General features: G+C 63.3%; 20 protein-coding genes and 3 tRNA genes. 6 read left to right on the top strand and 17 right to left on the bottom strand.

Annotated elements, in window-relative coordinates; genetic code table 11:
- Positions 1-37: 37 nt before the first annotated feature.
- The 5 genes from A7D27_RS20670 to A7D27_RS20650 form a co-directional block, all read right to left on the bottom strand.
- Complete coding sequence (locus tag A7D27_RS20670; RefSeq protein WP_044403758.1) at positions 38-835, bottom strand: class I fructose-bisphosphate aldolase; 798 nt, start codon at positions 833-835, stop codon at positions 38-40.
- An 8-nt stretch (positions 836-843) separates the two neighbouring features.
- Entirely contained in the window at positions 844-2169 is a 1326-nt protein-coding gene (locus A7D27_RS20665) for a 3-dehydroquinate synthase II (RefSeq protein WP_083265722.1), read from the bottom strand.
- A 600-nt stretch (positions 2170-2769) separates the two neighbouring features.
- Positions 2770-2845 (bottom strand) — tRNA-Lys (locus tag A7D27_RS20660).
- An 11-nt stretch (positions 2846-2856) separates the two neighbouring features.
- Positions 2857-2933 (bottom strand) — tRNA-Pro (locus tag A7D27_RS20655).
- Between the two features lie 10 nt (positions 2934-2943).
- Positions 2944-3019 (bottom strand) — tRNA-Asn (locus tag A7D27_RS20650).
- A gap of 202 nt (positions 3020-3221) precedes the next feature.
- On the opposite strand from A7D27_RS20650, the gene A7D27_RS20645 reads away from it, so the two are divergent.
- Complete coding sequence (locus A7D27_RS20645; RefSeq protein ID WP_069559839.1) at positions 3222-5519, top strand: DUF1631 domain-containing protein; 2298 nt, start codon at positions 3222-3224, stop codon at positions 5517-5519.
- A 9-nt stretch (positions 5520-5528) separates the two neighbouring features.
- Positions 5529-5861: a PilZ domain-containing protein gene (locus A7D27_RS20640; RefSeq protein WP_069559840.1), complete on the top strand. Its 333-nt coding sequence runs from the start codon at positions 5529-5531 to the stop codon at positions 5859-5861.
- An 89-nt stretch (positions 5862-5950) separates the two neighbouring features.
- Here the strand turns inward: A7D27_RS20640 and A7D27_RS20635 are convergent, their stop codons facing one another.
- The 8 genes from A7D27_RS20635 to A7D27_RS27420 form a co-directional block, all read right to left on the bottom strand.
- Positions 5951-6403, bottom strand: a complete 453-nt coding sequence (locus tag A7D27_RS20635; RefSeq protein WP_069565941.1) for a type IV pilin protein — start codon at positions 6401-6403, stop codon at positions 5951-5953.
- Positions 6403-10665 carry a PilC/PilY family type IV pilus protein gene (locus tag A7D27_RS20630; RefSeq protein WP_069565940.1) on the bottom strand — a complete coding sequence of 1421 codons (4263 nt, stop codon included), beginning with the start codon at positions 10663-10665 and terminating at the stop codon, positions 6403-6405. The genes A7D27_RS20635 and A7D27_RS20630 overlap by 1 nt, the downstream gene beginning before the upstream one ends.
- 16 nt (positions 10666-10681) lie before the next feature.
- On the bottom strand, positions 10682-11023 hold the full coding sequence (locus A7D27_RS20625) for a hypothetical protein (RefSeq protein WP_069559843.1): 342 nt from the start codon (positions 11021-11023) through the stop codon (positions 10682-10684).
- 12 nt (positions 11024-11035) lie between these two features.
- Positions 11036-11581, bottom strand: coding sequence for a PilX N-terminal domain-containing pilus assembly protein (locus tag A7D27_RS20620; RefSeq protein ID WP_069559844.1), 546 nt, complete (start codon positions 11579-11581; stop codon positions 11036-11038).
- A gap of 11 nt (positions 11582-11592) precedes the next feature.
- Complete coding sequence (locus A7D27_RS28400; RefSeq protein ID WP_069565939.1) at positions 11593-12396, bottom strand: PilW family protein; 804 nt, start codon at positions 12394-12396, stop codon at positions 11593-11595.
- Positions 12393-12968 (bottom strand): type IV pilus modification protein PilV, encoded by a 576-nt coding sequence (gene pilV, locus A7D27_RS20610; RefSeq protein ID WP_069559846.1) that lies wholly within the window; start codon positions 12966-12968, stop codon positions 12393-12395. Before pilV ends, A7D27_RS28400 begins: the two co-directional genes overlap by 4 nt.
- Entirely contained in the window at positions 12955-13470 is a 516-nt protein-coding gene (locus tag A7D27_RS20605) for a GspH/FimT family pseudopilin (RefSeq protein WP_069565938.1), read from the bottom strand. Before A7D27_RS20605 ends, pilV begins: the two co-directional genes overlap by 14 nt.
- A 111-nt stretch (positions 13471-13581) precedes the next feature.
- Positions 13582-14109 (bottom strand): GspH/FimT family protein, encoded by a 528-nt coding sequence (locus A7D27_RS27420; protein WP_083265721.1) that lies wholly within the window; start codon positions 14107-14109, stop codon positions 13582-13584.
- Positions 14110-14137: 28 nt separating this feature from the next.
- Between A7D27_RS27420 and thiO the strand changes: the two genes are divergently transcribed.
- Positions 14138-15223 (top strand): glycine oxidase ThiO, encoded by a 1086-nt coding sequence (thiO, locus tag A7D27_RS20595; protein ID WP_069565936.1) that lies wholly within the window; start codon positions 14138-14140, stop codon positions 15221-15223.
- 12 nt (positions 15224-15235) lie between these two features.
- On the opposite strand, the gene A7D27_RS20590 is transcribed toward thiO, so the two are convergent.
- From A7D27_RS20590 to A7D27_RS20575, 4 genes are all read right to left on the bottom strand, one after another.
- Entirely contained in the window at positions 15236-16576 is a 1341-nt protein-coding gene (locus A7D27_RS20590; protein WP_069559850.1) for a sigma-54 dependent transcriptional regulator, read from the bottom strand.
- 2 nt (positions 16577-16578) lie between these two features.
- Positions 16579-18174: a PAS domain-containing sensor histidine kinase gene (locus tag A7D27_RS20585; RefSeq protein WP_069559851.1), complete on the bottom strand. Its 1596-nt coding sequence runs from the start codon at positions 18172-18174 to the stop codon at positions 16579-16581.
- Positions 18161-18397 carry a PP0621 family protein gene (locus A7D27_RS20580; RefSeq protein WP_069559852.1) on the bottom strand — a complete coding sequence of 79 codons (237 nt, stop codon included), beginning with the start codon at positions 18395-18397 and terminating at the stop codon, positions 18161-18163. The genes A7D27_RS20585 and A7D27_RS20580 overlap by 14 nt, the downstream gene beginning before the upstream one ends.
- Before the next feature lie 147 nt (positions 18398-18544).
- A complete protein-coding gene (locus A7D27_RS20575) occupies positions 18545-19543 on the bottom strand; it encodes an outer membrane protein assembly factor BamD (protein WP_069559853.1) in 999 nt (332 codons plus the stop codon).
- 147 nt (positions 19544-19690) lie between these two features.
- On the opposite strand from A7D27_RS20575, the gene rluD reads away from it, so the two are divergent.
- The 3 genes from rluD (at position 19691) to clpB (ending at position 24084) form a co-directional block, all read left to right on the top strand.
- A complete protein-coding gene (rluD, locus tag A7D27_RS20570) occupies positions 19691-20662 on the top strand; it encodes a 23S rRNA pseudouridine(1911/1915/1917) synthase RluD (RefSeq protein WP_069565954.1) in 972 nt (323 codons plus the stop codon).
- Positions 20662-21387 (top strand): peptidoglycan editing factor PgeF, encoded by a 726-nt coding sequence (gene pgeF, locus A7D27_RS20565; protein WP_069565935.1) that lies wholly within the window; start codon positions 20662-20664, stop codon positions 21385-21387. Before rluD ends, pgeF begins: the two co-directional genes overlap by 1 nt.
- Before the next feature lie 132 nt (positions 21388-21519).
- On the top strand, positions 21520-24084 hold the full coding sequence (clpB, locus tag A7D27_RS20560) for an ATP-dependent chaperone ClpB (protein WP_069565934.1): 2565 nt from the start codon (positions 21520-21522) through the stop codon (positions 24082-24084).
- The last annotated feature ends 83 nt before the right edge of the window (positions 24085-24167 follow it).

Raw genomic sequence — 24167 nt, 5'->3', positions numbered from 1 at the left:
CTGGACGGCCGCGGGGCGGCCGTCGGTTGAATTCCATTCACACGGCGCGGCTGAGGTATTCCGTTTCGCCCCGGATGCAGTCCGCCAGGCGGCGCAGCAGGTCGAGGGGGCGGGGGTGCTGGAAGACGTTGCGCCCGACGCAGAGCCCGGCGGCGCCACTGGCGAGCATGGCGCGGGTCATGGCCAGCAGCCGTTCGTCTTCGGTGCGCTCGCCGCCGGCGAAGAAGATGCGGATGTCGCGGCAGTGGGTCTCCACCAGTTCGGTGCATTCGACGCTGGTTTCCGGCAGGGCCAGCTTGACGGCGTCGGAGCCGAGTTCGGCGACCACCCGCACCAGGTGGCTGAGGCGCCGCTGGCGCTCCTGGGCGGTGAGCCCGCGCACCTTGTCGTAGAGCATGGTGAGGATGGGCAGGCCGGCGGCGTGGGCGGCGTCGGTCATGGCGCCGAGCTGGGCGACGTTGTGCTGGAAGTTGTCCTCGGTGAAGTTGACCTGCAGGGACACCGCGTCCGCCCCCAGCTCCAGCGCGGCGTCGACGCTGGCGACGGGGATCTTGGTGTCGGGCTCGGGGGCGATGCTGGCCATGCCGTTGAGGTGGAGGATGATGCCGGTGGCCGGGTGGAGCATGTCCCGCAGGATGAGCCGCTCGATCAGGCCCTTGTGGGCAATGATGGCGCTGATGTGGTCGCTGCCGATCCACTTCTCGAAGTCGGCAGTCTGGGTCATGCCGGCAATCGGTCCGAGGGTCAGGCCGTGGTCGATGGGGACGATCAGGCCGCGGCGCGAGGCCGGGAACAACAGCCGCCGTTCTCGGAGAACTCTGCTGATGTAGCTCATGGCGCCCTCTACTTCTCGATGATCGATTCGTTGATCTTGATGCCGACGTGGCGCCCGGGCTCGGTGACGTAGCCGAGGACCTTGTCACCGGGCTTGAGCTCGGAAATGTTCAGGGGCTTGGCGGCGTCGGAGAAGATGCGCACGTGCCAGTCGTCCTGCATGAGGACGTTGACCCGCTCCTTGCCGGGGAACTCCACTTCGATCAGGCGCAGCGGGCGCTGCTCGATCTTCATGCGGCCGACGGCGGCGCGACGCACGCGGCCCTTGGAGTTGACGATCATGATCGGCGAGCCGGCCTTGAGCTCGCTCATGTAGTCGGTGCGGTTGTCGGTGTTGAACACGTAGGAGTGCACGGCCCCGGCGTTGACGCGGAAGGGCCGCAGTTCCATGTAGGGCAGGAAGTAGACCTCGGGGCAGCAGAGCACGCCGCCCTGGGAGGTGCTGCCGACCAGCATGCCTTCGTCGGGCTCGAACAGGGTGGCGGCGTCGATGCAGGCGCGGTAGCCCATGCCGACGGGGCGGCTGTCGATGACGGTGCCAACCTGGATGTTGAGGTTGGCGTAGCTCTGCGCCTGGGACATGCGGGCGAGGAATTCGCTCATCACGCCGTGGTCGCGGGGGGAGAAGATCACGCCTTCGGCGCCGTATTCCATCACACCGTAGGAGACGATGGCGTCGTCGACGTCGGTGGGTGCCTTGATCTCCTTCATCAGCACGGTGGAGGTGGGCTGCAGCGAGGCGATCACCAGCTCCAGGGGGATGTTGGTGGGGTCGCGGAAGAGGATCCACAGGTAATTGAAGCGCAGCCCCTGGTCGATGGCGCCGAGCAGGCTGTCGCGGTCGTCCACGTAGCTGGTGAAGCAGGTGAGCAAGCCGTCCTGGCCCAGTTCGGCCAGGGCCTCGGCGTCGTTCAGGGCGACGGAGCGGTTGCGGGCGGCGGCGCCCTTCTTGAAGGCTTCGAAGTCCGCGCCCTCGCGGAAGGCCTCGAGTTCGGTGGCGTTGCGCAGGCGCAGCACCACATGCATGCGCGCCGGCACGGCAGGGAGCAGTTCGGCGAGGTTGTCCATATAGAGGACGATGCCGGTGTAGAGCGAGTTGATGACGCGGACGAAGATGCCGTCGTCGGGGCGCTTGCTGGCCAGTTGGGCGCTGTCGAACCAGACCAGTTGGCTGTCGTTGGCGGTGCGCTTGGATTCTCCGGCCTTGCGGATGTTGGCGAGCCTGACCGAGCTCCGCCTGGAAATGGTTTCTGGCGTTTCGAAGTCCTGTGGGACGGTTACTTCCTTGGTGATCTGGACGTCCTTGCCCTTCGCCCCGGCGCTTGTGTTGCTCATGTTCCCTCTCCTGGCTGCGTGCCCTTGATGAAACGTGGTCATGTAGAGGGCATCCGGATACCCGCTTGCGTACTGCTCTACATTCGCAACCTCTACGGGGATCCCTATCCCGTCGGGCCGCCCAGCCTTCTCCTTCGGCCAGCCGCGGGGCGGCCGATGGGGTCGGATTGCAGGGGGCGGGCCCGGCACGCCCGGCCGGGTGGTGGTGGTGTCCCGGGCCGTTCTGACGTGGGGCGGAGTCTTTCCCAGCCCCAGGGGTGAGGAAAGACCATGTGGATGACATGGCATTCGGAACGAGCACGGCCAGCGATCCAGACATGACAGGTCCGTATCCAGACACACACGGAATCAGCACCAGGCGGGCAGGCGAAACGGCGAGCCAGCGAAAACATCAGACGCAAAACGTCCGTCGCCAGACCTGAAAAGAATGAACAACTGCGACAACCGGACGCAGGGAAGCACCGGAAGCAAAGGGAAGAGAGTCGCCAAAGGTCTGGCCAGTGACCCGCCAAGCAGGGATCAAATGGCCAGAAACGAAAAAGCCCACCTGTCAGGTGGGCTTCTCGTCGTCGACCAGGAGGTGCCTGGGCGATCGTCATATGGTGGGTCGTGTAGGATTCGAACCTACGACCAATTGGTTAAAAGCCAACTGCTCTACCGACTGAGCTAACGACCCGGAAATTGTATTGGTCGGGGTAGAGAGATTCGAACTCCCGACATCCTGCTCCCAAAGCAGGCGCGCTACCGGACTGCGCTATACCCCGTTTTGGAAGTTGGCTCCGCGACCTGGACTCGAACCAGGGACCCAATGATTAACAGTCATTTGCTCTACCGACTGAGCTATCGCGGAACTTCACATTTCCAATCTCTGCGGCTTCGTCTTTCAGATTGCTGCTGCAGAGGCGCGCCATTTTACGTATGGCGAATCGGCTGTCAACCCCTCAAAAGCGATTTTATTCAGTGCTTTGCAGTTGGTGCGCCCGCTGCTATATCTGTGCCTCATCCGACATAACGCAGGACGCGCCGGCCGCAAGGCCCAGGCGACAGGGCCCATGAGCCGCCAAGATACGCCGCCCCCTCCCCGCCCAGTCGCCACGCTGGCCAACCGTGGCATCCAGCCACGCTTCGGCGACCTCGTACAGGGCTGTCGCAAGCTGGTGATGAATCAGCTTGCCGAGCACCTGACCGGCGTCTTCGCCCAGGTCGACGACACGCTCTTCGAATGCGCGGAAAAAGCCGAGAACAACCAGGTACAGACGCTGTTCTTCGACAGCATGCGCGAGATCCGTCGACAGCGACCGCAAATAGAACGCCTCTACCACCAGCGCATCGCCCAGCAGTTCGGCGACTTCATGGAGGGCCGCGAGCCCGAGGCGAAAGTCACCCAGTTGGATGCCGACCACCTTGAACTGGTGCAGAACGAGGTCTACGAAGAGAGCCTGCTGGTCACCAACATGGTCAGCAGGGTCAAGGCACGTTGTGCCCAGCCGCTGTTCGCCCTGGACCAGCGCCTGGCCCTGCTGAACAACGGCCGCAAGCTCGGCGAGGACAGCAATCCCTTCGGTCCCCAGGCCATCGCCCAGTCATTCCGCGATGCGCTGCAGAACATGCCGTTCCCCCTGCGCATCAAGACCATCCTTTATATGCTCTTCGATCAGCAGGTTATGCAGGGGCTGGATGGCCTCTACGAGGCCCTCAACAACCGCCTGATCGATGCTGGCGTGCTGCCCAACCTCAAGTACACCGCGCAACGCCAGGCCACTCCTGCCAAGCCCCAGCCCCGTGAGCCCGCTCCGCGCCCGGAATCACCCGCCCCCAGCGCACCCGGCCCGGCTGCGCCGCCGGCCGATCTTTCTGCACCACCGCCCCAGGAGCCCGGTGCGCTTTACAGCGGCTTGTCGGCGCTGCTCGAGGAGCATCGCCGGCTCAACCAGGAAGCCGGGGTCACCTTCACGGGCACGCCGAGCATCATCAGCTATGCCCCGCAGGGCGCAACACGGACCTACAGCGCGGCCGACCTGCTGGAGGCGCTGAACCGCTTGCAACAGCAGTCTGCCCACGATCTGGCGTCACGCTTGCAGCAACCCCAGCGGGTCGAGGGCCTGAAGGCGGACCTGCACCAGCAACTGGAAAGCCACAGCACGCAGCCGGGCCAACAGAAGGTGGCCGAACAGGAAGCGGACGTGATCGACCTGGTCGGCATGCTGTTCGACTTCATCCTCGACGACGACAGCCTGCCGGACACCTGCAAGACCGCCCTCTCCCACCTGCACACGCCCTATCTGAAGGTGGCGCTGCAGGACAAGGCGCTGTTCACCCAGCATCACCACCCGGCTCGCCGTCTGCTCAACACCATGGCCCAGGCCGGTGCGCTGTACGGCGGGGAAAGCGAGGAGAAAGGCCTGCTGGCGAAGATGCAGTGGGTGGTGGAACGGGTGATCCACGGCTTTGCCGGCGATCTCCAACTGTTCGACACCCTGCAGGACGAGTTCAACGAGTACGTCGCCACGCTGCGCCACAAGGTCGAATTGCGTGAACGCCGCGCAGTGGAGGCAGCCAAGGGCCGCGACCGCCTGCTGGAAGCCCGTCAACGCTCGGTTGACGCCATCGCGCGCCTTCTCGAAGGCCGCGAGCTGCCGAAGATCATCCGCCACTTCCTGGAACAGACCTGGAGCGATGTGCTGGTGTTCGTGCTGTTGCGCCACGGGGACGCCGGGGAGGAATGGCGACGCGCCTGCGAGGTGGCCGATCAGTTGGCCTGGAGCGGTACCCCGCTCGATGCCCGTGGGCGTGAACGTCTCCAGGGGCTGCGGGTCGGGATGCTGGAAGACCTGCGCAAGGGCCTGGAGCTGCTGGGCGGCTATCACGAGGACGGCATCCGCCGCCTGCTGCAGGACCTGGTGGCGTGCCAGCACGCCGTGCAGGGCAAGCAGCCGCAGGTTGCCGCACACCTCAACCCGGAACTGCCGAAAAGCCCGCTCAGCGAGATGCTGGGCGAAGACGCCGGCCTGGTCGAACGCCGCACAGTCGCCCTCTCAGCCCGTGCCCAGGCGCTGGTCAAGGAGCTGGAAAGCCTGGAGTTCAACACCTGGTTCGAGTTCGTCGAGGACGGCCAGAGCCGCACACTGAAGCTGTCCTGGTACAGCCCGACGACCCGCAATTACATGTTCGTCGACCACAGCGGCCAGCGCGTGGCGATCAAGCCGATCACCCAGTTGGCGCAGGACATGGAGCGCGGCAACGCACGCATCGTCGCCCCCGACCACAACGTACCGCTGATGGACCGGGCGCTGGGCGCCATCTACCGCGTCCTGCAGCGCTTCACCGGCCGCACCCCACGGGCCAACTGAGGAGCCACCATGGAAGACCGCCGTCATCACAGTCGCCATAACGCGGGCATCCAGGTGGAGGTCTACGACCTGCATTCCGGCAACCGCCTGGGCCGCGTGGTGGACCTCTCCCTGGATGGCTTCATGCTGTTCAGCGAAGCGCCGCTGGCCACCGACTCCGTCTGGGAGTGCCGCCTGGTCCCCGCCGAACCCGTGGACGGCATCACCGAAGTCCGCCTCGGCGCAGACTGCCTCTGGAGCCGCCCCGGCGCAGATGGCCAGCACGCCTGGGCGGGGTTCCACATCATCGACCTGGCGGAAGATCAGGCCAGGGCGCTGGAGGTGGTGTTGGGGCGGATCTGACCACTCCCCCAACAATCTCACCGCAGCAAGAAGCCCCGCTTCATGGGGCAGTCGAGGACTGCACACGAAGCGGGGCTTTTTTACAGGCCTTACCAGCAGTTGGCTACGGTCGCGCCTGCACCCGAAACACCTTTGACACCCCGACTATCCAGGGTGAGGTTGCCGCAGCTGTCAGCCGCTTGCCCCCCCTGAGGCTGAGCAGTCAGGATCACGCACCGGGCAATGGTCGTCCCCGCACAGGCGCCGGCATTGATGCTGTAGCGCCCGCTTTCGGAAATCACCGCCGCCCCCTGGGCTATTGCATTCCCGGAAGAGTCGCGGAAGGCAAGGCCATTGGTGCCCAGGTTGTTGGTGTAGGTCTGGTTCTGTGAGTAGAAACGCTCCTGGGCCTGCATGATCTGCATCATCGTAGCCTGGCCGTCACCGCGGCCGGTCCGCATCACATAGCTCTGGTAGCTGGGGTAGGCGATCGCGGCAATGATGCCGATGATCGCCACCACGATCAGCAATTCGACCAGGGTGAATCCCTTGGCTCTGGTCATCAGTTCTCTCTCCAGTAGAGGCCTTGGATGGCTTTGTTGGTCTCGCAGATTTCAGCACCATCGACGCAGCCCTTGTTGCTCGGATCGCCAAGGCAGGACTCCGCTCCGCACAGCAGGTCGACCGGCTTGTCATCACGCAGGATAGTCGCCGGTTTCGATGGAATACCACCGTGTGCCAGGTCGAAACTGCGCTTGGCGGTCTTGGTGCCATTGACGGTCTCGGTGAAGACTGCACTCGCATCCACCAGATTGAGGGCGTAGAAGCGACCACGACCAACGTCCGGCCCGCAGGTAGTGACCTGCTGGCCGCTGGGACGGAAGGTGGTGAACAACACGGAGCCTGCGAAGCTCACCGAGCTGGACAGCACTTTCTCGCCACTGGGGAAGCGAATGAACCAGCCGCTGCTCTGGGCCAAAAGAGTCGGGTTGGGGGTGTAGTTGTCGCCCGGTGTGAGTTGTGCGTACAGGGCGTTGATCTCGGTGCGCTTGGTCGGGATACCGGCGGCGGCGGCGGCACGCGCCTGCTCGATGAGGTAGTTGTAGGCCTCGAACTGGGTCAACGGTGGTGTGGCATCCGCAGCAGTGGCAGCAGCCAGATCGGTCGAGTTCAAGACGTTGGAGGTCGTATCGTAAGCACGGTCAGCCAATGCCTGCAGGTCCGCCTGAAGACCGGAGGCCTGCCCCGCCAACGCCACCCGCTCAGTTTCGAGGGTGCTCAGCAGGTTGGATTGAGTCACCAACGGCGAGCTCACAGCTTCCAGGTCTGTTTGGGTCTGCGCTTCGTTGGCAGCCAACAGGCCACTGCTGGTGGTACCGGCAGGGGCCGCTGGCAAGCCAGTGGGCAGCAGGTTGTCCAACGCGCTCTTGGCTGAACTCAGCTCCGCCAGTTTGCTGGCAGCCGTAGCCGCATCGCTCTGGTTGTAGGCTGTGACAACAGCGGCCTGAAGCGCAGCAATCTCAGCGATTTTCGCGTTGATCGCGGAGAGGTTCTGGATCAGCTCATCACGTACACCGTAAGCGGCCGAATTCTCATAGTTGCTGTTCAGCCCATCCAATTCAGACTCCAACGCCGTGGTATCCGAGCCCGCAGCCTTGGCGGCCGTGATCTGATCCTGCTTGGCAAGGATGGCGGTGTACTGATTGCTCAGCGACGTATCGTTCAGGGCAGCCGTGATCCTGGCTTGCAGAGTGCCGATGTTGCCCGTCGCCATGCTGTCGAGCTCCGATGCCTTGAACGCGCTGGCATCGGGGTTTGCCGCATTCAGGGCGTTCAACTGCGCCAGTGCGGACTGTGCCGCGACGACCAGGCCGTGAGACTGGGTCTGGCTACTGGCCTCCGCCGCATGCTCGGTCACGTAGGGATCGTTACGCAGGATGGTGTCGATGGCGGCCTGTTTCTGATTGATGGCGTTGTTGACTTCTACCAGGGAGTTCAGCTTGTCGGTGTAACCGATGCTGGCCTGGTAGCTTGCCAGGTTGGCACGCGCAGTGGCCTCCCTGGCGTTCAGCGCGTCGATTTCCGCCCGCTTGGCGTCGATCTGGTTCTGGATGTTCTGGGCCTGGGCACTCGTCAGGTTCACACTGCTGACATCGACCAGGTTGCTTTCGGTGACAGTGGTGTAGCTGGTCGGTGCGGCATACACACTCTTGTCACGGATGACATAGAAGCGATCCAGCGCCGCCTCGCTAAGCGGGTGGCCGCGATAACCCGAGCCGATGGAAATGGTGAAGTAAGTATCCCCGCCACGCTCCTTGATCAAGGCGACGTCGGGCTGATTGTAGAAGCGGCGGTTGTTGGTGGCGTCGGTTCCGCCCAAGGCAGCTACACGCCCCCCCGTGGCGAAGTCACTGGCTCCGCGGTTACCCGGCTTGATGTCGAAGCGGAAGATCTGGCCACGGGTGTCCGCTGTGAAGATGGTGTCGATCAGACCATCCCCGCCGATGTCGATCAGCGCCGGGTCCCCGGGGATGCTGTTGGTCATGGTCGAGAGCTTCAGGTTGGCATCGTTGTCGCCCGTAGGGCCGGCCATCCACAGCTTCTGACCGGTATTCGCATCCACGACGTACAGCGCGTTGCCGTAGCTGTCGCTTTTCGGGTTATCCGGGATCGCGTCGTTGTCCTGGTTGGTGTCGTAGCCCCCCGTGAAGATCAGCACTTCCTTGGCTTGGCCATTCCACTTGACCTTGGCGTACTTGGGCGTGGACCAGGTCTGGCCCAGGCGAGTGAAACCGGTGCTACCACCGGCACCACCACGGATGACCCACTTCAGCTTCGGCTGAATGGTGGAAGGATCGCCAAGCGTACTGGGCGTCATATCGAGGGCATAGTAATTGCGACCGCCCCTGCCCATGCCGGCATAGAGGGTCACGGTGGTGGCATTGCGGAACTGAGTGGTGGGATCGACGTTGCCGTAAGTGACCTTGAGGTCAAACTGGCCATCGATGCCGTACTTTTTGTTGGCGCTGCCCTTGGGGTCGTCGTAGTAAGCCTTGAGATTCGGCAACAACTCCTTGGGAATGAAAGAGAAAAGCTCTTCACCGGTCTCAGGGTTGATGGCACCAATAAAACCTTCATTGGTCCCGTAGAACAGCACGAGGCGATCTCCAGCGGTACCGGCCGCGATTCGCGAAATACTTTCATCGCTGCGATAGGCCACCACCTTCGGGGCGTTGTGCAGCACATCGCCAATCTGGGCACGCACAGAGCTGTCCGCCGGATCAGTACCCCGAGCCCAGGTCAGCAGATTGGTCTTGTACTCATTCGCCATGTTGGCATCGCCCAACATGGCCTTGGTCAAGGCACTGTTGCTGGTGGACAGCAGGTGGGCGCTGTTCGTCACGTTGACGGGCGAGTTATTGCCCGGCTCAAGATTGCTGCCTGTATAGGTGTAGAGCTTGCGACCGCTGGGATTGGTCAGACGCCCTGCAGCTCCACCGAGCGAAGCATTCTTGCCGTCCACCACAGCAGACCAGTAGCTCTGTGCACTGTCGAGGAAGAAGCCGGTCGAGCTGTCTACGGCATTGCGTCCGTTGACATCGCTAACCACCAGGTTGCCACTGGCATCCGAGGTCGCCTTGTACTTCTTCACATTGCCCAGCCAACGGGCGCCTTGGGCTGGGCGGAACAGGGCGTAATAGAGGTCATTGCGGTAGCCGAAGTTGCTGTATGCACTTACGGATACGGTGGGTGTGGTGAACGTCGTGTTCTCGGCAAGGATATCCACCAGGATGGAGCGCAACGAGGCAACAAGGCCTGACGTGTCGCTAGTGGTGTAGAACTTGCCCTGACCGAGAGCCGCCGTGTCGTTCAACAGGCGGGTATCGCTGATGTTGCCGAAGCCCACGGTGTAGGTGGAGATTGTCTGCTTGCCGGTAACGGAAGCCGGTCCGTTGTCGTTGTTGGCCAGCCATTCGGCAAGGCCAGGCATCCAGCAACCTGCACCAGCCTCACCATCAGTCGGGTAGCTTTTGCAGCGGGTGTAGATGCTGTTGGGCGTGCCGGTACCTACCAAAGATTCGATTGCGGAGTGGCTGCTGCTGTCACCGTTGGGCAGACCGTCGGTCAGAACGATGATGCTCGACTTCTGACAGGAGTTCTGGATGGGCGATCTATAGGTGGAGCCGGAATAGGATGCTCGATCGCTGTTCCACGGCGAAATCAACGCGGCCCCCTTCCTGTCTTCGATATAACCTCGTGATCGCAGGCCGTAAATGACACTGCTTCCACGCATGTACTGCGCCGCCTCATGGTAGGCCTCCAGAAGAGGAGTGGCGCCGCTTGCGTAATAGCTGTTCAGTTGGTTCTTGAAGGTATTGGCAACGGTGCCGGCCTGCTGAACCGGGACGTTGACGAAGCCCCCTTCGTTGTTGGAGCTGAAACGCACCAGGCCGATGTTCGAATCGTTGGAAAGTGCAAGCTCATCCACCAGTTGCCCAACAACTTGCTTGACGACCTGGATACGCGTGAGCTGTCCGTTGTTGACCCGATTGGTACGCGCCTCGGTACTGGTACACCAATCACGAGGGATGCCTTTGGAGGAGTAGTCAAGAGGCACCAAAGATCTACAGTTGGTTCCCGGGACCCCACTCTGCATCGACCCCGACGTGTCGATCACGAACATGATGTTGGGACGAACGCGTTGATCCGCCGGTAGATCACGGGTGGTGTAGATCTCGGTGTCATCGGCCAGCGCTGTGTTGAGCGATAGCGCCAGGTAGGTGAACGCAGAGGCGCCAAGGGCCAGCTTTCTGGTAACGCTCATGGGTCTATCCTCGGCGTCAGTTCAGGAACAGTTCAGTAACGGTGGGCAGGCCGGTCGGGGTGTAGAACACCGAGCCTTGCCAGTCGATCTTCAAGCCCAGGTTGGCAAAATCCGTGGGCTCGCCGCGCAGATACACCTTGGTCCGATCATTGATCTCAAAGCGTTGCGGGGCACAGGTCTGGCAAGCGGTACTGAGCACATACCCCTTGGCGGGCTCGCCGCTCTTGTTGGTCAGACTGAGAATCAACGTGGCACTTTCGATGTACTTCGGCGGTGTTTCATCGACCTCCTCTGCAACCCCATGCAAGGCGAAGCCGGAGACGAAAAGCGCAAGAAAAAGCGAGATCAAACGGTTCATATCCGGCCTCGATCACTTGAGGTTGAAAAAGACAAAGCCCTGGGCCTGGTCAGAGAGGGCACCACCGACCTTGGCCTGCGCCCGAACTTCATACTGCTCACAGCTGTAGTTACCAAAGGAGTAGCCCTTGCCGAAGGTGGCGCAATCCAATTGACCGACGCTGCGCAATGTATTCACTTGTGCGTTATCCCCAGTGGTGGGAACGGTGACTTGTGCCGCCAGGGAAATGCGCTTCTTCAGTTCAGGGAAACGAGTCAGGGCATTCTTCCAGCTCGGATCGGTTGCCTCGTCACTGTCAGAGTTAGAGGCGGCTGCATTCTTGGCCGAAATCAGCGGCTGACGGTTCGCCACCGCACCAAACCGAAGCAAATGCGAGCGAATCTCGGTTTGCCCTTGCTGGTAAGCGGTATTGCGGAACTGGTTGCTGCTGGCCATGCGTTCGTCATTGGTTGCGAAGCGAACAGCAGTGATGCCCGCAGCGGTCAGCACAACAAGGAAAATGAGCGCAACGATCAAGGTGGCGCCTGCCTGGCGTTGCAGCGGTCGAAGGGACTGCATATGAACGTTTCCTAGAGATTCTTGAACTGAACGGTGGTGGTGAATACCTGGCGCGCACGACCGTCGTTGGAGGAAAACGGTGCGGCATCCAACAGGTAGTAGTTCCGCTGGACAGGGGCCGGGTTCAGGACATCAACGGAGTTGGCCAACACGGCGATACGAACGGCGACGACCTTACCCCAGTTGCTGACGCGATCCGCCGAGACGTACTGATTCACGCTCTGGGAATTTCCCCCGGTAGTAATGCCGTAGAGAACCTGAAGGGAGTCAATGCCATCGATAAGGCGCTGCCCGGCACTGAGGGCAGCGTTGGTAGTCCGATTGAATGACTTGCATCCCAGTGCTGCCGTGGGGTTATCCGCGTCCGCTGGAATGATGTAGAAGGTGTTGACCACCAGATTGTTGTCAGGCACCACAGCACCGGCACAGTCGCGCTTGGCCCCATCAATGATCGGTGGCTCGAAAGTGAACCCCACTACATCCGCGCCATTGCCGCTTCCATTCACAGCGCAGGGGTTGTTGCCGCTGTTACCGACACCGCAGACCGTTCTTTCCACTGGGAAGGGGCGGTCAAGCGTGGAGCCTGGAGAGGTGTAGCCAGCCTGGCGAGCGCTCTGGGTAATGAACTCCAGCGCGAACCGCCCGTTCTCCTGCAACTTCGCCATGGCATCGTTGGTGGCAAACGTCTGCTTGCTTGAAATGAAGACCTGAATGATGCCCAGCAGCAGGATCAGGCCCAGGGTCAGGCCGATCATCAGCTCGACCAGGCTCAGGCCGCGTTGGCGCTGAAGGGTAATGGCGGAATGCTTGCTCATCGTTGTACCTGCGCGCTGCTGGTCAGGTTTTCCCCGGCCGGGTCCTTGCTGGCCTTGCTCTGCCAGGTCGCCGTGATACTCAGTTGGGTTCCGGACGCGACAACAGCGAGGGGCTGGGTACCGCTTGCTGCCAGCCCAAGAAAGTCGCGACTGGTGTATCGCCCTGAAGCTGCAGTTGCGTTGGCACCGTATGCGGTTGTTCCGCTGTATGAACACTGGGCTTCCCAGCGGTCATAAGCCGCCATCTGGGCAGCCGAGCAATTGGTTCCGTTCACCTTGGCACCCGTGATGGGGTCGTAGTAGTCACTGCAACGCTGGGCCGGCAGGTTGGAACAGTTCGGGGCCGCGGTGTAGTCGCTGGTACCAGCCTCCTGGTTTGCGCGGATGCGCTCCGCCAGGTCCTGTACGACCCAGGTCGCCTGGGTTCGCTGGTTACTGTCCCCGGAACTCTGCAGTGCACTGAGCTGGAGTGCCGCGAAACCCAGCAGGCCGACAGCGAAGATGAGGAGAGCGATCAGCACCTCGATCAACGAGATCCCCGCCTGATTGGAAACCTTATCAACAGGACGCATCGCGGTTCACCTTCTTGATCGAAGCCTTGCCCATGGCATTGAGAGAGACACAGCGTGCGCTGCCGTCATTGTCCTGCAGGCGTTCCGAGGTCACCTTGAAGGACTGGGCGCTGATGCCTGACAACAACGTTCCATCGCGTCGGAACGTCAGTTTGTTGGTGGACTGCAGGTACGGTGCGTTGATGGTGACATCCGTAGCCCCCTGGAAGGTACGAATCACATCGGCACTCGCACAGTTGCCGATGCTGGCAGGCCCTACACACCAGCCATCGGTCCAACCGCTCTCGCTGTTGGTCATCGGCAGCACCACCACGTTGGCATTGAGCTTGGTGGCCTCGATGCGGGCCACAGCCAGGGCATTCATCAGCTCACTGGCCTGCCCGGACACCCGCTGCCGAACGATGAACCCCCCCATTGCAGGTAAGGCAATTGATGCAACGATCCCCATGATGACAATGGTCACCAAGAGCTCGATCAAACTGAATCCACGTATACGTTCCATGAGTACTTCCTCTGCGCAGGCTGTAAGCTAGCGAGCCGAAACTCCAACCTCAAACAGCATGGGATGGCCGGCGTGGAGGAGCGTACGAGCGGCTGTCGTACGGGGATGCGGCTATTCGCCGCCGTGTCCAGTGCGCACCCGGCCTTGGCGGTTGATGATAATCCGCCGCTCGATTTGAGATGTTGATGCACTTACTAGAAACGTGCCGTTGCTGGTGAATGTCAGGCCACTGCCATTGAAGTGGACGGATCGCTTGTTACCCGCCCCGCCCCAATGGAGATCGACACCTGGAGGTACATCCAGCAGCGAGATCAGGTGATCCTGGGAAGCCAGCATCCGATGCCCATCATCATCGAAGAAGGTGCTCAAGACGCTGCTCCAGTTGCGGGTGCATCGCCCATGGCTATCGAGAGGGCAGAGCGTTACACGGCGCCCTTCGGTAAGCGCGAGATGGCGAGCCTGATGAACAGCATGGGCAAGGTCACGGCTGAATCCTGCAACTCGGTGTCCCATCATCCAAGACAGGCAGTTGGGCAGGGACATCACGATGATGCTCGCCACCAGCACAAGAGAGATCAGTTGGGAAACCAAGCCCATTCCACGATTCTTACGTTCCATTTTTCCTTGCTCCAATTCCATGGAGTGACTCAATAGTCAGGAGGTCTTCGTGTCAGTCCTTGTAGTAGGCGGTGGGGTCATTGGGCTTCTCACTGCCCTGGAGCTGGCCAGTGCCAGCGAAGTCACACTCGTCGAGCGTTCGGACGTGGGACGCGAGGCCTCCTGGGCCGGAGGCGGAATTGTATCCCCCCTCTATCCCTGGCGTTACAGCGCTGCGGTGACGGCCTTGGCTCATTGGTCGCAGGACTTCTACCCAGGCCTTGGGGAGAAACTGCTGAAGGCCACCGGCCTCGATCCGGAGGTGCACACCACCGGCTTGTACTGGCTGGATCTGGATGACGACACCGAGGCTCTGGAATGGGCGCGCCGTGAAGGGCGCCCGCTTCACGCAGTGGACATGGCCTCCGTGCATCGGCAGGTGCCGCCGCTAGGGGCAGGCTTCGAACGGGCCATCCACATGCCGGGCGTGGCCAACATCCGCAACCCGCGTCTCGCGAAGTCGCTGCGTGCTGCGCTTCTGGCGCTTCCCAACGTCAAGCTCCATGAGCAGACGGGGATCGACAGTTTCATCGTCGAAGGGGAGAAGGTCGTCGGCGTCAGGATCGGCCATGAAGAACTCCGCGCCGACCGCGTGATGCTCTGTGCAGGCGCCTGGAGCGGCGAGCTGCTCGCAACGCTAGGCCTCTCGCTGCCGGTCGAGCCGGTGAAGGGGCAGATGATCCTCTACAAGTGCGAGCCAGACTTCCTGCCCAGCATGGTGCTGGCCAAGGGGCGTTATGCAATCCCGCGCCGGGATGGCCACATTCTCGTGGGCAGCACCCTGGAGCATGAGGGGTTCGACAAGACGCCTACCGATGTGGCACGGGAGAGCCTCCAGGCTTCTGCGGAGGAGCTGATTCCTGCGCTGGCCAGACAGCCCATCGTCGGGCACTGGGCGGGGTTGCGGCCGGGTTCGCCCGATGGCATCCCGTTCATCGGGCCGGTACCGGGGTTCGAGGGGCTCTGGCTCAACTGCGGACACTACCGCAACGGGCTGGTTCTGGCGCCGGCCTCCTGCCGACTGTTGGCGGACCTCATGCTGGGGCGCGAGCCGATTGTCGACCCCACCCCCTACGCGCCCAGCGCTCGCCTTTGACCTGTCCGGGGATCAGTCGATCCCCAGCTTCTTCAGCCTGTAACGCATGGAACGGAAGGTCAGCCCAAGACGCTGGGCTGCTGCCGTGCGGTTCCAGCGGGTCTCCTCCAGGGCCTGCATGATCAGCTTGCGCTCGATCTCCTCGAGGTAGTCCTCGAGGTTGTCGATCTTGGCAAGGTCTGCCTCGCCGCCCTCTGCCGCGCCAGCAGCTTCGGTGAAGCGCAGGTCATGGGGCTGGATCTGGTCGTTCTCACACAGGGTGTAGGCCCGCTCCAGCATGTTCTCCAGCTCGCGCACGTTGCCGGGAAAGCGATAGGTCTTGAGCTTCTCCAGCGCATCACGGGTAAGGGTCGCGGCCGGCAGCGAGCAGGCGTCTGCCAGGCGCTTGAGCATCACGTCCGCCAGGCGGGGAATGTCTTCGCGGCGCTCACGCAACGGCGGCACCCCCAGTTCGATCACGTTGAGCCGGTAGAACAGGTCCTGACGGAATCGCCCGGCAGCCACCTCGGCAGCCAGGTCCTTGTGAGTGGCACTGAGGATGCGCACGTCCACCACCACTTCCTGCTGGCCACCGACGGCACGTACCGCCTTCTCCTGAATGGCCCGCAGCAGCTTGACCTGCATGGGCAACGGCAGGTCCGCCACTTCGTCGAGGAACAGGGTGCCGCCATGGGCAGCCTGGAACAGGCCCTGCTTGTCCTCGATGGCGCCGGTGAAGCTGCCTTTCTTGTGGCCGAAGAATTCGCTCTCCATCAGCTCCGACGGAATGGCACCGCAGTTCACCGGCACGAAGGGGTGACTGGCGCGCGGGCCTTGCTCATGGATGAGCCGTGCGACCAGTTCCTTGCCGCTGCCCGACTCGCCGCTGATGTAGACGGGCGCCTGGCTACGGGCAAGCTTCTGTATCTGGTTGCGCAGCGCCCGCATGGGGGGCGATTCGCCCAGCAAGCGGCTGTCGACGCTGGCCTCTTCGTCCGATTCGCCGCTGCGCAACCGCAGGGCGGTCGCTACCAGTTCACGGAGGCGACCGAGATCCACCGGCTTGGTCAGGAAGTCAAAGGCGCCGGCCTTGAGGGCGTTGATAGCGGTATCCAGGCTGCCGTAGGCCGTGATCATGGCCACCGGCACCTGGGGGTGGCGCTGCTGGATGTACTGCACCAGCTCCTGCCCGGTGCCATCGGGCAGGCGCATGTCCGTCAGGCAGAGATCGAACGGTTCACGGGCCAGCCACTCGCGCGCTTCCTTGACGTTGCGCGCGCTGCGGGTGTCCAGCTTCATCCGGCCGAGGGTGATCTCCAGCAGTTCGCGGATATCGGGCTCGTCATCGACGATCAAGGCTCTCTGTCGGGTCATGGTCAACTCAGTTTTCGCGGATGGGCGAAGGTGATGCGGAAACAGCTGCCGCCGCCTTCGCGGGGTCGATAGTCAAGGCGAGCCTGGTTGCTTTCGCACAGCTCGCGGGAGATGTACAGGCCGAGCCCGGTGCCCTTGTTCTCCGTGGTGTGGAAGGGCTCGAACAGGTGGTGGAGCTGCTCCTCGGCGACACCGGGGCCGTCGTCCATCACTTCCAGTATGGGCAGGTCGCTCTCGGCGTCACGGAAGAGCTTCAGCCAGACCTGCCCCTGGCGATGCTTCTGCGCGCTGTAACGCAGGCCGTTCTGCACCAGGTTGGTCAGCACCTGGGTGAGCTGGTGGGGGTCCATGCGGGTCTGGATGCTGCCCGGGTTGGTTTCCAGGTGAAGGGTCTGCCCCACCGGTGAGGCGCTGCGGAACTCGCTGGCGAATCGGTGCAGCCAGTACTTGAGATCCAGCAGTTGGGGCTCCGACTGGCGCCGCCGCGATAGTTGCAGAACATTCTCGATGACGAGGTTCATCCGCCGGGAATGGTCCTGGATGATCTGCGCCAGGCGGCGGTCGGGTCCCTCCAGCGCTTCGGACTCCTGCAACAACTGGGCAGCATGGCTGATGGCACCCAGGGGGTTGCGGATCTCATGGGCGATACCGGCGGTCAGCCGGCCCAGGGAAGCCAGCTTCAGTTGCTGCGCCTGCTGAGCGATCTGCGAGATGTCGTCGAGGAATATCAGCGTGTCCAACTGCTCACCACGCTGCAACTGGACGAAGCTGGGCTGCAGCACTGTGCCATCGGGTATCGGTTGCAGGCTCTGGGGACGCAAGGTCGGGTTGTCCCACCATTGCTCCAGGCGCGCGAGCAGTTCCGGACAGTATGGCCCGAGGGGGCGTCCCGCCAGCCCGTCATGCCCCAGCATCGCCTGTGCGGCCTGGTTGGCCAGCAACACCCGGTGGCGGCTGTCCAGCACCAGGATGCCCGTGCGCATGCGCTGCAGGATGAGCGCGTTGAGCGCCTCCAGATTGGCAACATCGGCCGCACGCTGCTCGGCCAGGGTCTCGCTCAACTGCAGACGTCGACTGATGCCCTGCACGAACAGGGCGCCTGCAAAGCACAGCGCACCGAGCGCGCCGGCCTGTACATACTGGTTGGCCGCTTCCGGGCGGGACAAGCTCAGGTAGAAGGTCAGGTAGATCATCCCGATGGCGGCAACAGCGGCGATCAGCAGCCCGATACGCCCACGCAGCAGGATGTTGGCAATGGCCACCGCAACGATGATCAGGTTGCCGATGCCGCTGGGCGAACCGCCCGCTGCATAGAAGATGCAGGACAGCAGAATGACGTCCACCAGCGCCAGGCTGAACACCTGCAGCATGTGCTGGGGGCGGCGGACCATCAGCGCAATGAGGATGTTCAGCAGCAGGTAGAACCAACTGGCATTGCGGAAAAGCTGTACGCGAGCCAGGTCCAGCAGCTCGCTGTCCAGCTCGATGGAAATCAATCCGACCAGCACCAGGCCGATGAGCAGGCGGTACAGGTTGTAGAGGCGGAAGATCCGTCGGATCTGATTGCTCGCCAGGGAGGGCGAATCAGTGCTCGCCACTGGCCGGGCCTTGCTCGAGGTGCGCCTGACTGCAGTACCAGCGCTGGGCACTGGGCAGGGCTTCGGACTGGGGAACGTGGACACCGCAATGGGCGCAACGAACCATGGGGCTGGCTGCCGGCTCGGCGGGCGGGGCCTCCTGGCGGGGCGGGCGAGCCTTCATGCGGCGCCATACCCACACGGCAGCAAAGATGACAGCAATCCAGAAGATCAGGCGCAGCATGCGTCGAACTCGAGTGTCCGGGGAAAGGCCAGCAGTTTAAGCCAAGGCCTTTCCCCGCGCCCAGCCGCTAAAGGCAGTGCTGTGCACTGAGTTCCTTACAGGCATGAAAAAAGAGGCCCGCAGGCCTCTTTTTCTCATCCATCCGCCTCAGTCGAAGAGGCCGAAGGTCATGTAGCTGAACCAGGAGCGCTTCTTGCCGCCCGTGTCGCCACCGGCCGAGGCGTTCTCGGGCTGCAGCTCATCGGGGATTTCTTCCTTGGCGTCTTCGTACTGCTTGATCACGTCCTGGTTGGCGCGAGTCTGGCCAGGGGGCAACGGCGCTTCGCTCTCGATCAGGCCGAGGGTGGCCTTGGCCAGCCAACTGCGGTTGTCGGCCTCATCCTCACGCGGTACGAACTGGCCATCGACCAGGCTCGGGTGCTCGGGGTAGTTCAGTTTCAGGGTTTCCAGGCTGGTGGCGGCCAGGTCATCCAGCCCCAGGCGCTGGTAGGACTCCACCATCACCGCCAGGCCATCGCCCACCGCCGGTGTGCCCTGGAAGTTTTCCACCACGTAGCGACCACGATTGCCGGCGGCGACATAGGCCTGGCGGGTCAGGTAGTAGTGGGCGACATGGATTTCATAGGCGGCCAGCAGGTTGCGCAGGTAGACCATGCGCTGCTTGGCATCCGGCGCGTAGCGACTATGGGGGTAGCGGCTGGTCAGTTGGGCGAATTCGTTGTAGGAGTCGCGGGCGGCACCCGGATCACGCTTGGTCATGTCCAGCGGCAGGAAGCGCGCCAGCAGGCCACGATCCTGCTCGAAGGAGGCCAGCCCCTTCAGGTAGTAGGCGTAGTCGACGTTGGCATGCTGCGGGTGCAGACGGATGAAACGCTCGGCGGCCGATTTGGCGGCCTCCGGCTCGACATTCTTGTAGTAGGCGTAGATCAGCTCAAGCTGGGCTTGCTCGGCATAGCGCCCGAAGGGGTAGCGGGACTCAAGGGCCTTGAGCTTGGCAACGGCACTGGAATAGCTCTTGTTGTCCAGGTCGGACTGAGCCTGCTGGTACAGCTCGGACTCGCTCAGGTTCTCGTCGACCACTTCTTTGGAGGAACACGCGGCGGTGAGGGCGAGAATGGCGATCAGCAGCAGGTGTTTCACTTGCATGGTGGCTTGCGTCCCTGTGACGGTCCGCTGTCTTGGGCGGAGCCGTCCTGTTATGATGGGCGCCCTGGGCTTTCCCAGGACAAAGACGCCGTATTTAACCACAAGCGCGTGGCCGAAACCAAAGGCTGCGCCCCGCCGTTTTCGAGCATGCCCCCGACCAATAAACAGGCCATCCAACTGAGTGCCGAGGTGCCGTCCGATTTGGGCGGGCAACGCCTGGACCAGGTTGCCGCACAACTCTTCGACGAACACTCCCGCTCCCGCCTGTCCGCCTGGATCAAGGAAGGGCGACTCACCGTGGACGGCCAGGTGCTCCGCCCCCGCGACACCGTCTATGGCGGCTCCGTGCTGGCGCTCGATGCCGAACTGGAGTCCCAGGGCGAGTGGGTGGCCCAGGACATCGAGCTGAACATCGTCTACGAGGACGACCACCTGCTGGTGCTGGACAAGCCCGCCGGCCTGGTGGTGCACCCGGCGGCCGGCCACATGGACGGCACCCTGCTCAACGCCCTGCTGCACCATGCCCCCGACCTAGCCAACGTGCCCCGGGCCGGCATCGTGCATCGCCTCGACAAGGACACCACCGGCCTGATGGTGGTGGCCAAGACCCTCGAGGCCCACACCAAGCTGGTCGCCCAGTTGCAGGCCCGGACCGTCAGCCGCATCTATGAGGCCATCGTCGTCGGTGTGATCACCGCCGGTGGCAAGGTCGACGCGCCCATCGGCCGCAGCTCCCAGCAGCGCCAACGCATGGGTGTGGTGGCCGGTGGCAAGCAGGCCGTCAGCCACTACCGCGTGCTGGAGCGGTTCCGCTCCCACACCCACACCCGGGTCAAGCTGGAGACCGGCCGCACGCACCAGATCCGCGTGCACATGGCCTACATCAACCACCCGCTGGTGGGGGACCCGGTCTATGGCGGCCGCTTCCGCATCCCGCCGGCTGCGAGCCCGACCCTGGTACAGACCCTCAAGGAGTTCCCCCGCCAGGCGCTGCATGCCCGTTTCCTGGAACTCGACCACCCGGAAACCGGTGATCGCATGAAGTGGGAATCCCCGCTGCCCGATGACTTCGTCTGGCTGCTGACCCTGCTGCGGCAGGACAACGAGTCCTTCGTCTGATGACGGACTGGCTCACGCCCGACTGGCCCGCCCCCGCGCGGGTCAGGGCCTGCGTGACCACCCGCGCCGACGGCGTCAGCCTTCCGCCCTACGACAGCTTCAACCTTGGCGACCACGTCGACGACGACCCCACCGCCGTCGCCAGCAACCGCCTCAAGCTCACGACCACCCTCGGCTGCCAGCCCGCCTGGCTCAGCCAGGTACACGGCATCCGCGTGGTCGAAGCCGATCCCACCCGCGTAGAGACGGCAGACGCCAGCTGGAGCCAGGCCCCCGGCATCGCCAGCCTGGTGATGACCGCTGACTGCCTGCCCGCGCTCTTCTGCAACCGCGACGGCACCCGTGTCGCAGCCGCTCATGCAGGTTGGCGCGGCCTGGCAAACGGGGTGCTGGAGGCCACGCTGGACGCCCTGGCCACACCAGCAGACCAGATCCTGGTCTGGCTCGGCCCGGCCATCGGCCCGGACGCCTTCGAAGTCGGCCCGGAGGTTCGCGAAGCCTTCATCGCCCAGCACGCCGAAGCAGACACCGCCTTCCGCCCCAGCGCAAACGCCGGCCGCTACCTGGCGGACATCTACGCCCTGGCACGCATCCGCCTCGCCGCACGCGGCATCACCGCCGTCTACGGCGGCGGTTTCTGCACCGTCAGCGACCCGCGCTTCTACTCCTATCGCCGCGCCTCCCGCACCGGGCGCTTCGCGAGCCTCGTCTGGCTGGCCGATTGAGCCGCTGACCTGCATCAAGGCCGGGCACCTTGAATCGCCCAGAATCGTCCTTATCTACACTGCATCCCGGCGAGCTCATCGTCTTCGGGGCGCTCATCGCCCCAGCCCGCCCCTAGAGGAAGGACTGCCCCCATGCGCATAGATCGACTGACCAGCAAACTCCAACTGGCGCTGTCCGACGCCCAATCCCAGGCCGTCGGCCACGACCACTCGGCCATCGAGCCGCTGCACCTCATGCTCGCCCTGCTCGACCAGCAGGGCGGCTCCATCAAGCCTCTGCTGATGCAAGTCGGCTTTGACGTTGCCGCCCTGCGGGCTGGCCTGACCAAGGAACTCGACGGCCTGCCGAAGATCCAGAACCCCACTGGCGACGTGAACCTGTCCCAGGACCTCGCCCGCCTGCTCAACCAGGCCGACCGCCTGGCCCAGCAGAAAGGCGACCAGTTCATCTCCAGCGAACTGGTGGTATTGGCCGCGATGGACGACAACACCCGCCTGGGCAAGTTGCTGCTCGGCCAGGGCGTCACCCGCAAGGCCCTGGAGAACGCCATCGCCAACCTGCGCGGCGGCCAGGCCGTGAACGACCCCAATGTCGAGGAAGCCCGCCAAGCCCTGGACAAGTACACCGTCGACCTCACCAAGCGCGCCGAAGACGGCAAGCTCGACCCGGTGATCGGCCGTGACGACGAAATCCGCCGCACCATTCAGGTCCTGCAGCGCCGCACCAAGAACAACCCGGTGCTGATCGGCGAACCCGGCGTCGGCAAGACCGCCATCGCCGAAGGCCTTGCCCAGCGCATCATCAACGGTGAAGTGCCCGATGGCCTGAAGGACAAGCGCCTGCTGGCACTGGACATGGGTGCCCTGATCGCCGGCGCCAAGTTCCGCGGCGAGTTCGAAGAGCGCCTCAAGGCTGTACTCAACGAACTGTCCAAGCAGGAAGGCCGCGTCATCCTGTTCATCGACGAGCTGCACACCATGGTTGGCGCCGGCAAGGCCGAAGGCGCCATGGACGCCGGCAACATGCTCAAGCCGGCCCTGGCCCGTGGCGAACTGCACTGCGTCGGCGCCACCACCCTGGACGAGTACCGCCAGTACATCGAGAAGGACGCTGCCCTGGAGCGCCGCTTCCAGAAAGTCCTGGTGGACGAGCCCAGCGAGGAAGACACTATCGCCATCCTCCGTGGCCTGAAGGAGCGCTACGAGGTGCACCACGGCGTGACCATCACCGACGGCGCCATCATCGCCGCCGCCAAGCTCTCGCACCGCTACATCACCGACCGCCAGTTGCCGGACAAGGCCATCGACCTGATCGACGAAGCCGCCAGCCGCATCCGCATGGAGATCGACTCCAAGCCCGAAGCCCTCGACCGCCTCGACCGCCGCCTGATCCAACTGAAGATCGAGCGCGAGGCCATGAAGAAGGAAGAGGACGAGGCCGCCATCAAGCGCCTGGCCAAACTGGAGGACGACATTCTCAAACTGGAGCGCGAGTACGCCGACCTGGAGGAAATCTGGAAATCGGAGAAAGCCGAAGTCCAGGGCTCCGCCCAGATCCAGCAGAAGATCGAACAGGCCCGCACCGAACTGGAGGCCGCCCGTCGCAAAGGCGACCTGAACCGCATGGCCGAACTGCAGTACGGCATCATCCCCGACCTGGAACGCAGCCTGCAGATGGTCGACCAGCACGGCAAGCCGGAAAACCAGTTGCTGCGCAACAAGGTGACCGACGAGGAAATCGCCGAGGTCGTCTCCAAGTGGACCGGCATCCCGGTAGCCAAGATGCTCGAAGGCGAGCGCGACAAGCTGCTGCGCATGGAAGACGAGCTGCACAAGCGCGTCATCGGCCAACATGAAGCCGTGGTCGCCGTGGCCAACGCCGTGCGCCGCTCCCGCGCCGGCCTGTCCGACCCGAACCGCCCCAGCGGCTCCTTCCTGTTCCTCGGCCCGACGGGCGTGGGCAAGACCGAGCTGTGCAAGGCCCTGGCCGAATTCCTCTTCGACACCGAGGAAGCCCTGGTGCGCATCGACATGTCCGAGTTCATGGAGAAACACTCCGTGGCCCGCCTCATCGGTGCCCCTCCGGGTTACGTCGGCTACGAGGAAGGCGGCTACCTGACCGAAGCCGTGCGTCGCAAGCCCTACTCCGTCGTGCTGATGGACGAAGTGGAGAAGGCCCACCCGGACGTCTTCAACATCCTCCTGCAGGTGCTGGAAGACGGCCGCCTGACCGACAGCCACGGCCGCACCGTCGACTTCCGCAACACCGTGGTGGTGATGACCTCCAACCTCGGCTCCGCGCAGATCCAGGAGCTGGTGGGCGACCGTGAAGCCCAGCGCGCGGCGGTGATGGATGCCGTCAGCAGCCACTTCCGCCCCGAGTTCATCAACCGGATCGACGAAGTGGTGGTGTTCGAGCCCCTGGGCCGCGACCAGATCGGCGGCATCGCCAGCATCCAGCTGCAACGCCTGCGCAAACGCCTGGCCGAACGCGACCTGAGCCTGGAGCTGAGCCCGGAAGCCCTCGACAAGCTGATTGCCGTTGGCTACGACCCGGTCTACGGCGCCCGCCCGCTCAAGCGCGCCATCCAGCGCTGGATCGAAAACCCCCTGGCCCAGCAGATCCTCGCCGGCCAGTTCGCCCCGGGCGTCACCATCCACGCTCGGGTCGAAGGGGAAGAGATCGTCTTCGACTGATCCATCGCCCCCACGCCGCCCATCCCTGATGGGCGGCATTTCTCATGGGCAATGAAAACGGGGGCCGAAGCCCCCGTTTTTTA

The organism is Pseudomonas sp. 1D4, from assembly GCF_001728925.1.
Lineage (GTDB): Bacteria > Pseudomonadota > Gammaproteobacteria > Pseudomonadales > Pseudomonadaceae > Metapseudomonas > Metapseudomonas otitidis.
The sequence above is the reverse complement of the archived record's forward strand: the minus strand, read 5'-3'. Positions and strand labels throughout refer to the sequence as shown.

What these genes read in the sequence shown, in the direction of transcription:
- A7D27_RS20670 (WP_044403758.1), bottom strand. Translation starts at nt 835, where the DNA reads ATGAGCTACATCAGCAGAGTTCTCCGAGAACGGCGGCTGTTGTTCCCG.
- A7D27_RS20665 (WP_083265722.1), bottom strand. Translation starts at nt 2,169, where the DNA reads ATGAGCAACACAAGCGCCGGGGCGAAGGGCAAGGACGTCCAGATCACC.
- A7D27_RS20645 (WP_069559839.1), top strand. Translation starts at nt 3,222, where the DNA reads ATGAGCCGCCAAGATACGCCGCCCCCTCCCCGCCCAGTCGCCACGCTG.
- A7D27_RS20640 (WP_069559840.1), top strand. Translation starts at nt 5,529, where the DNA reads ATGGAAGACCGCCGTCATCACAGTCGCCATAACGCGGGCATCCAGGTG.
- A7D27_RS20635 (WP_069565941.1), bottom strand. Translation starts at nt 6,403, where the DNA reads ATGACCAGAGCCAAGGGATTCACCCTGGTCGAATTGCTGATCGTGGTG.
- A7D27_RS20630 (WP_069565940.1), bottom strand. Translation starts at nt 10,665, where the DNA reads ATGAGCGTTACCAGAAAGCTGGCCCTTGGCGCCTCTGCGTTCACCTAC.
- A7D27_RS20625 (WP_069559843.1), bottom strand. Translation starts at nt 11,023, where the DNA reads ATGAACCGTTTGATCTCGCTTTTTCTTGCGCTTTTCGTCTCCGGCTTC.
- A7D27_RS20620 (WP_069559844.1), bottom strand. Translation starts at nt 11,581, where the DNA reads ATGCAGTCCCTTCGACCGCTGCAACGCCAGGCAGGCGCCACCTTGATC.
- A7D27_RS28400 (WP_069565939.1), bottom strand. Translation starts at nt 12,396, where the DNA reads ATGAGCAAGCATTCCGCCATTACCCTTCAGCGCCAACGCGGCCTGAGC.
- pilV (WP_069559846.1), bottom strand. Translation starts at nt 12,968, where the DNA reads ATGCGTCCTGTTGATAAGGTTTCCAATCAGGCGGGGATCTCGTTGATC.
- A7D27_RS20605 (WP_069565938.1), bottom strand. Translation starts at nt 13,470, where the DNA reads ATGGAACGTATACGTGGATTCAGTTTGATCGAGCTCTTGGTGACCATT.
- A7D27_RS27420 (WP_083265721.1), bottom strand. Translation starts at nt 14,109, where the DNA reads ATGGAATTGGAGCAAGGAAAAATGGAACGTAAGAATCGTGGAATGGGC.
- A7D27_RS20590 (WP_069559850.1), bottom strand. Translation starts at nt 16,576, where the DNA reads ATGACCCGACAGAGAGCCTTGATCGTCGATGACGAGCCCGATATCCGC.
- A7D27_RS20580 (WP_069559852.1), bottom strand. Translation starts at nt 18,397, where the DNA reads ATGCTGCGCCTGATCTTCTGGATTGCTGTCATCTTTGCTGCCGTGTGG.
- A7D27_RS20575 (WP_069559853.1), bottom strand. Translation starts at nt 19,543, where the DNA reads ATGCAAGTGAAACACCTGCTGCTGATCGCCATTCTCGCCCTCACCGCC.
- rluD (WP_069565954.1), top strand. Translation starts at nt 19,691, where the DNA reads ATGCCCCCGACCAATAAACAGGCCATCCAACTGAGTGCCGAGGTGCCG.
- pgeF (WP_069565935.1), top strand. Translation starts at nt 20,662, where the DNA reads ATGACGGACTGGCTCACGCCCGACTGGCCCGCCCCCGCGCGGGTCAGG.
- clpB (WP_069565934.1), top strand. Translation starts at nt 21,520, where the DNA reads ATGCGCATAGATCGACTGACCAGCAAACTCCAACTGGCGCTGTCCGAC.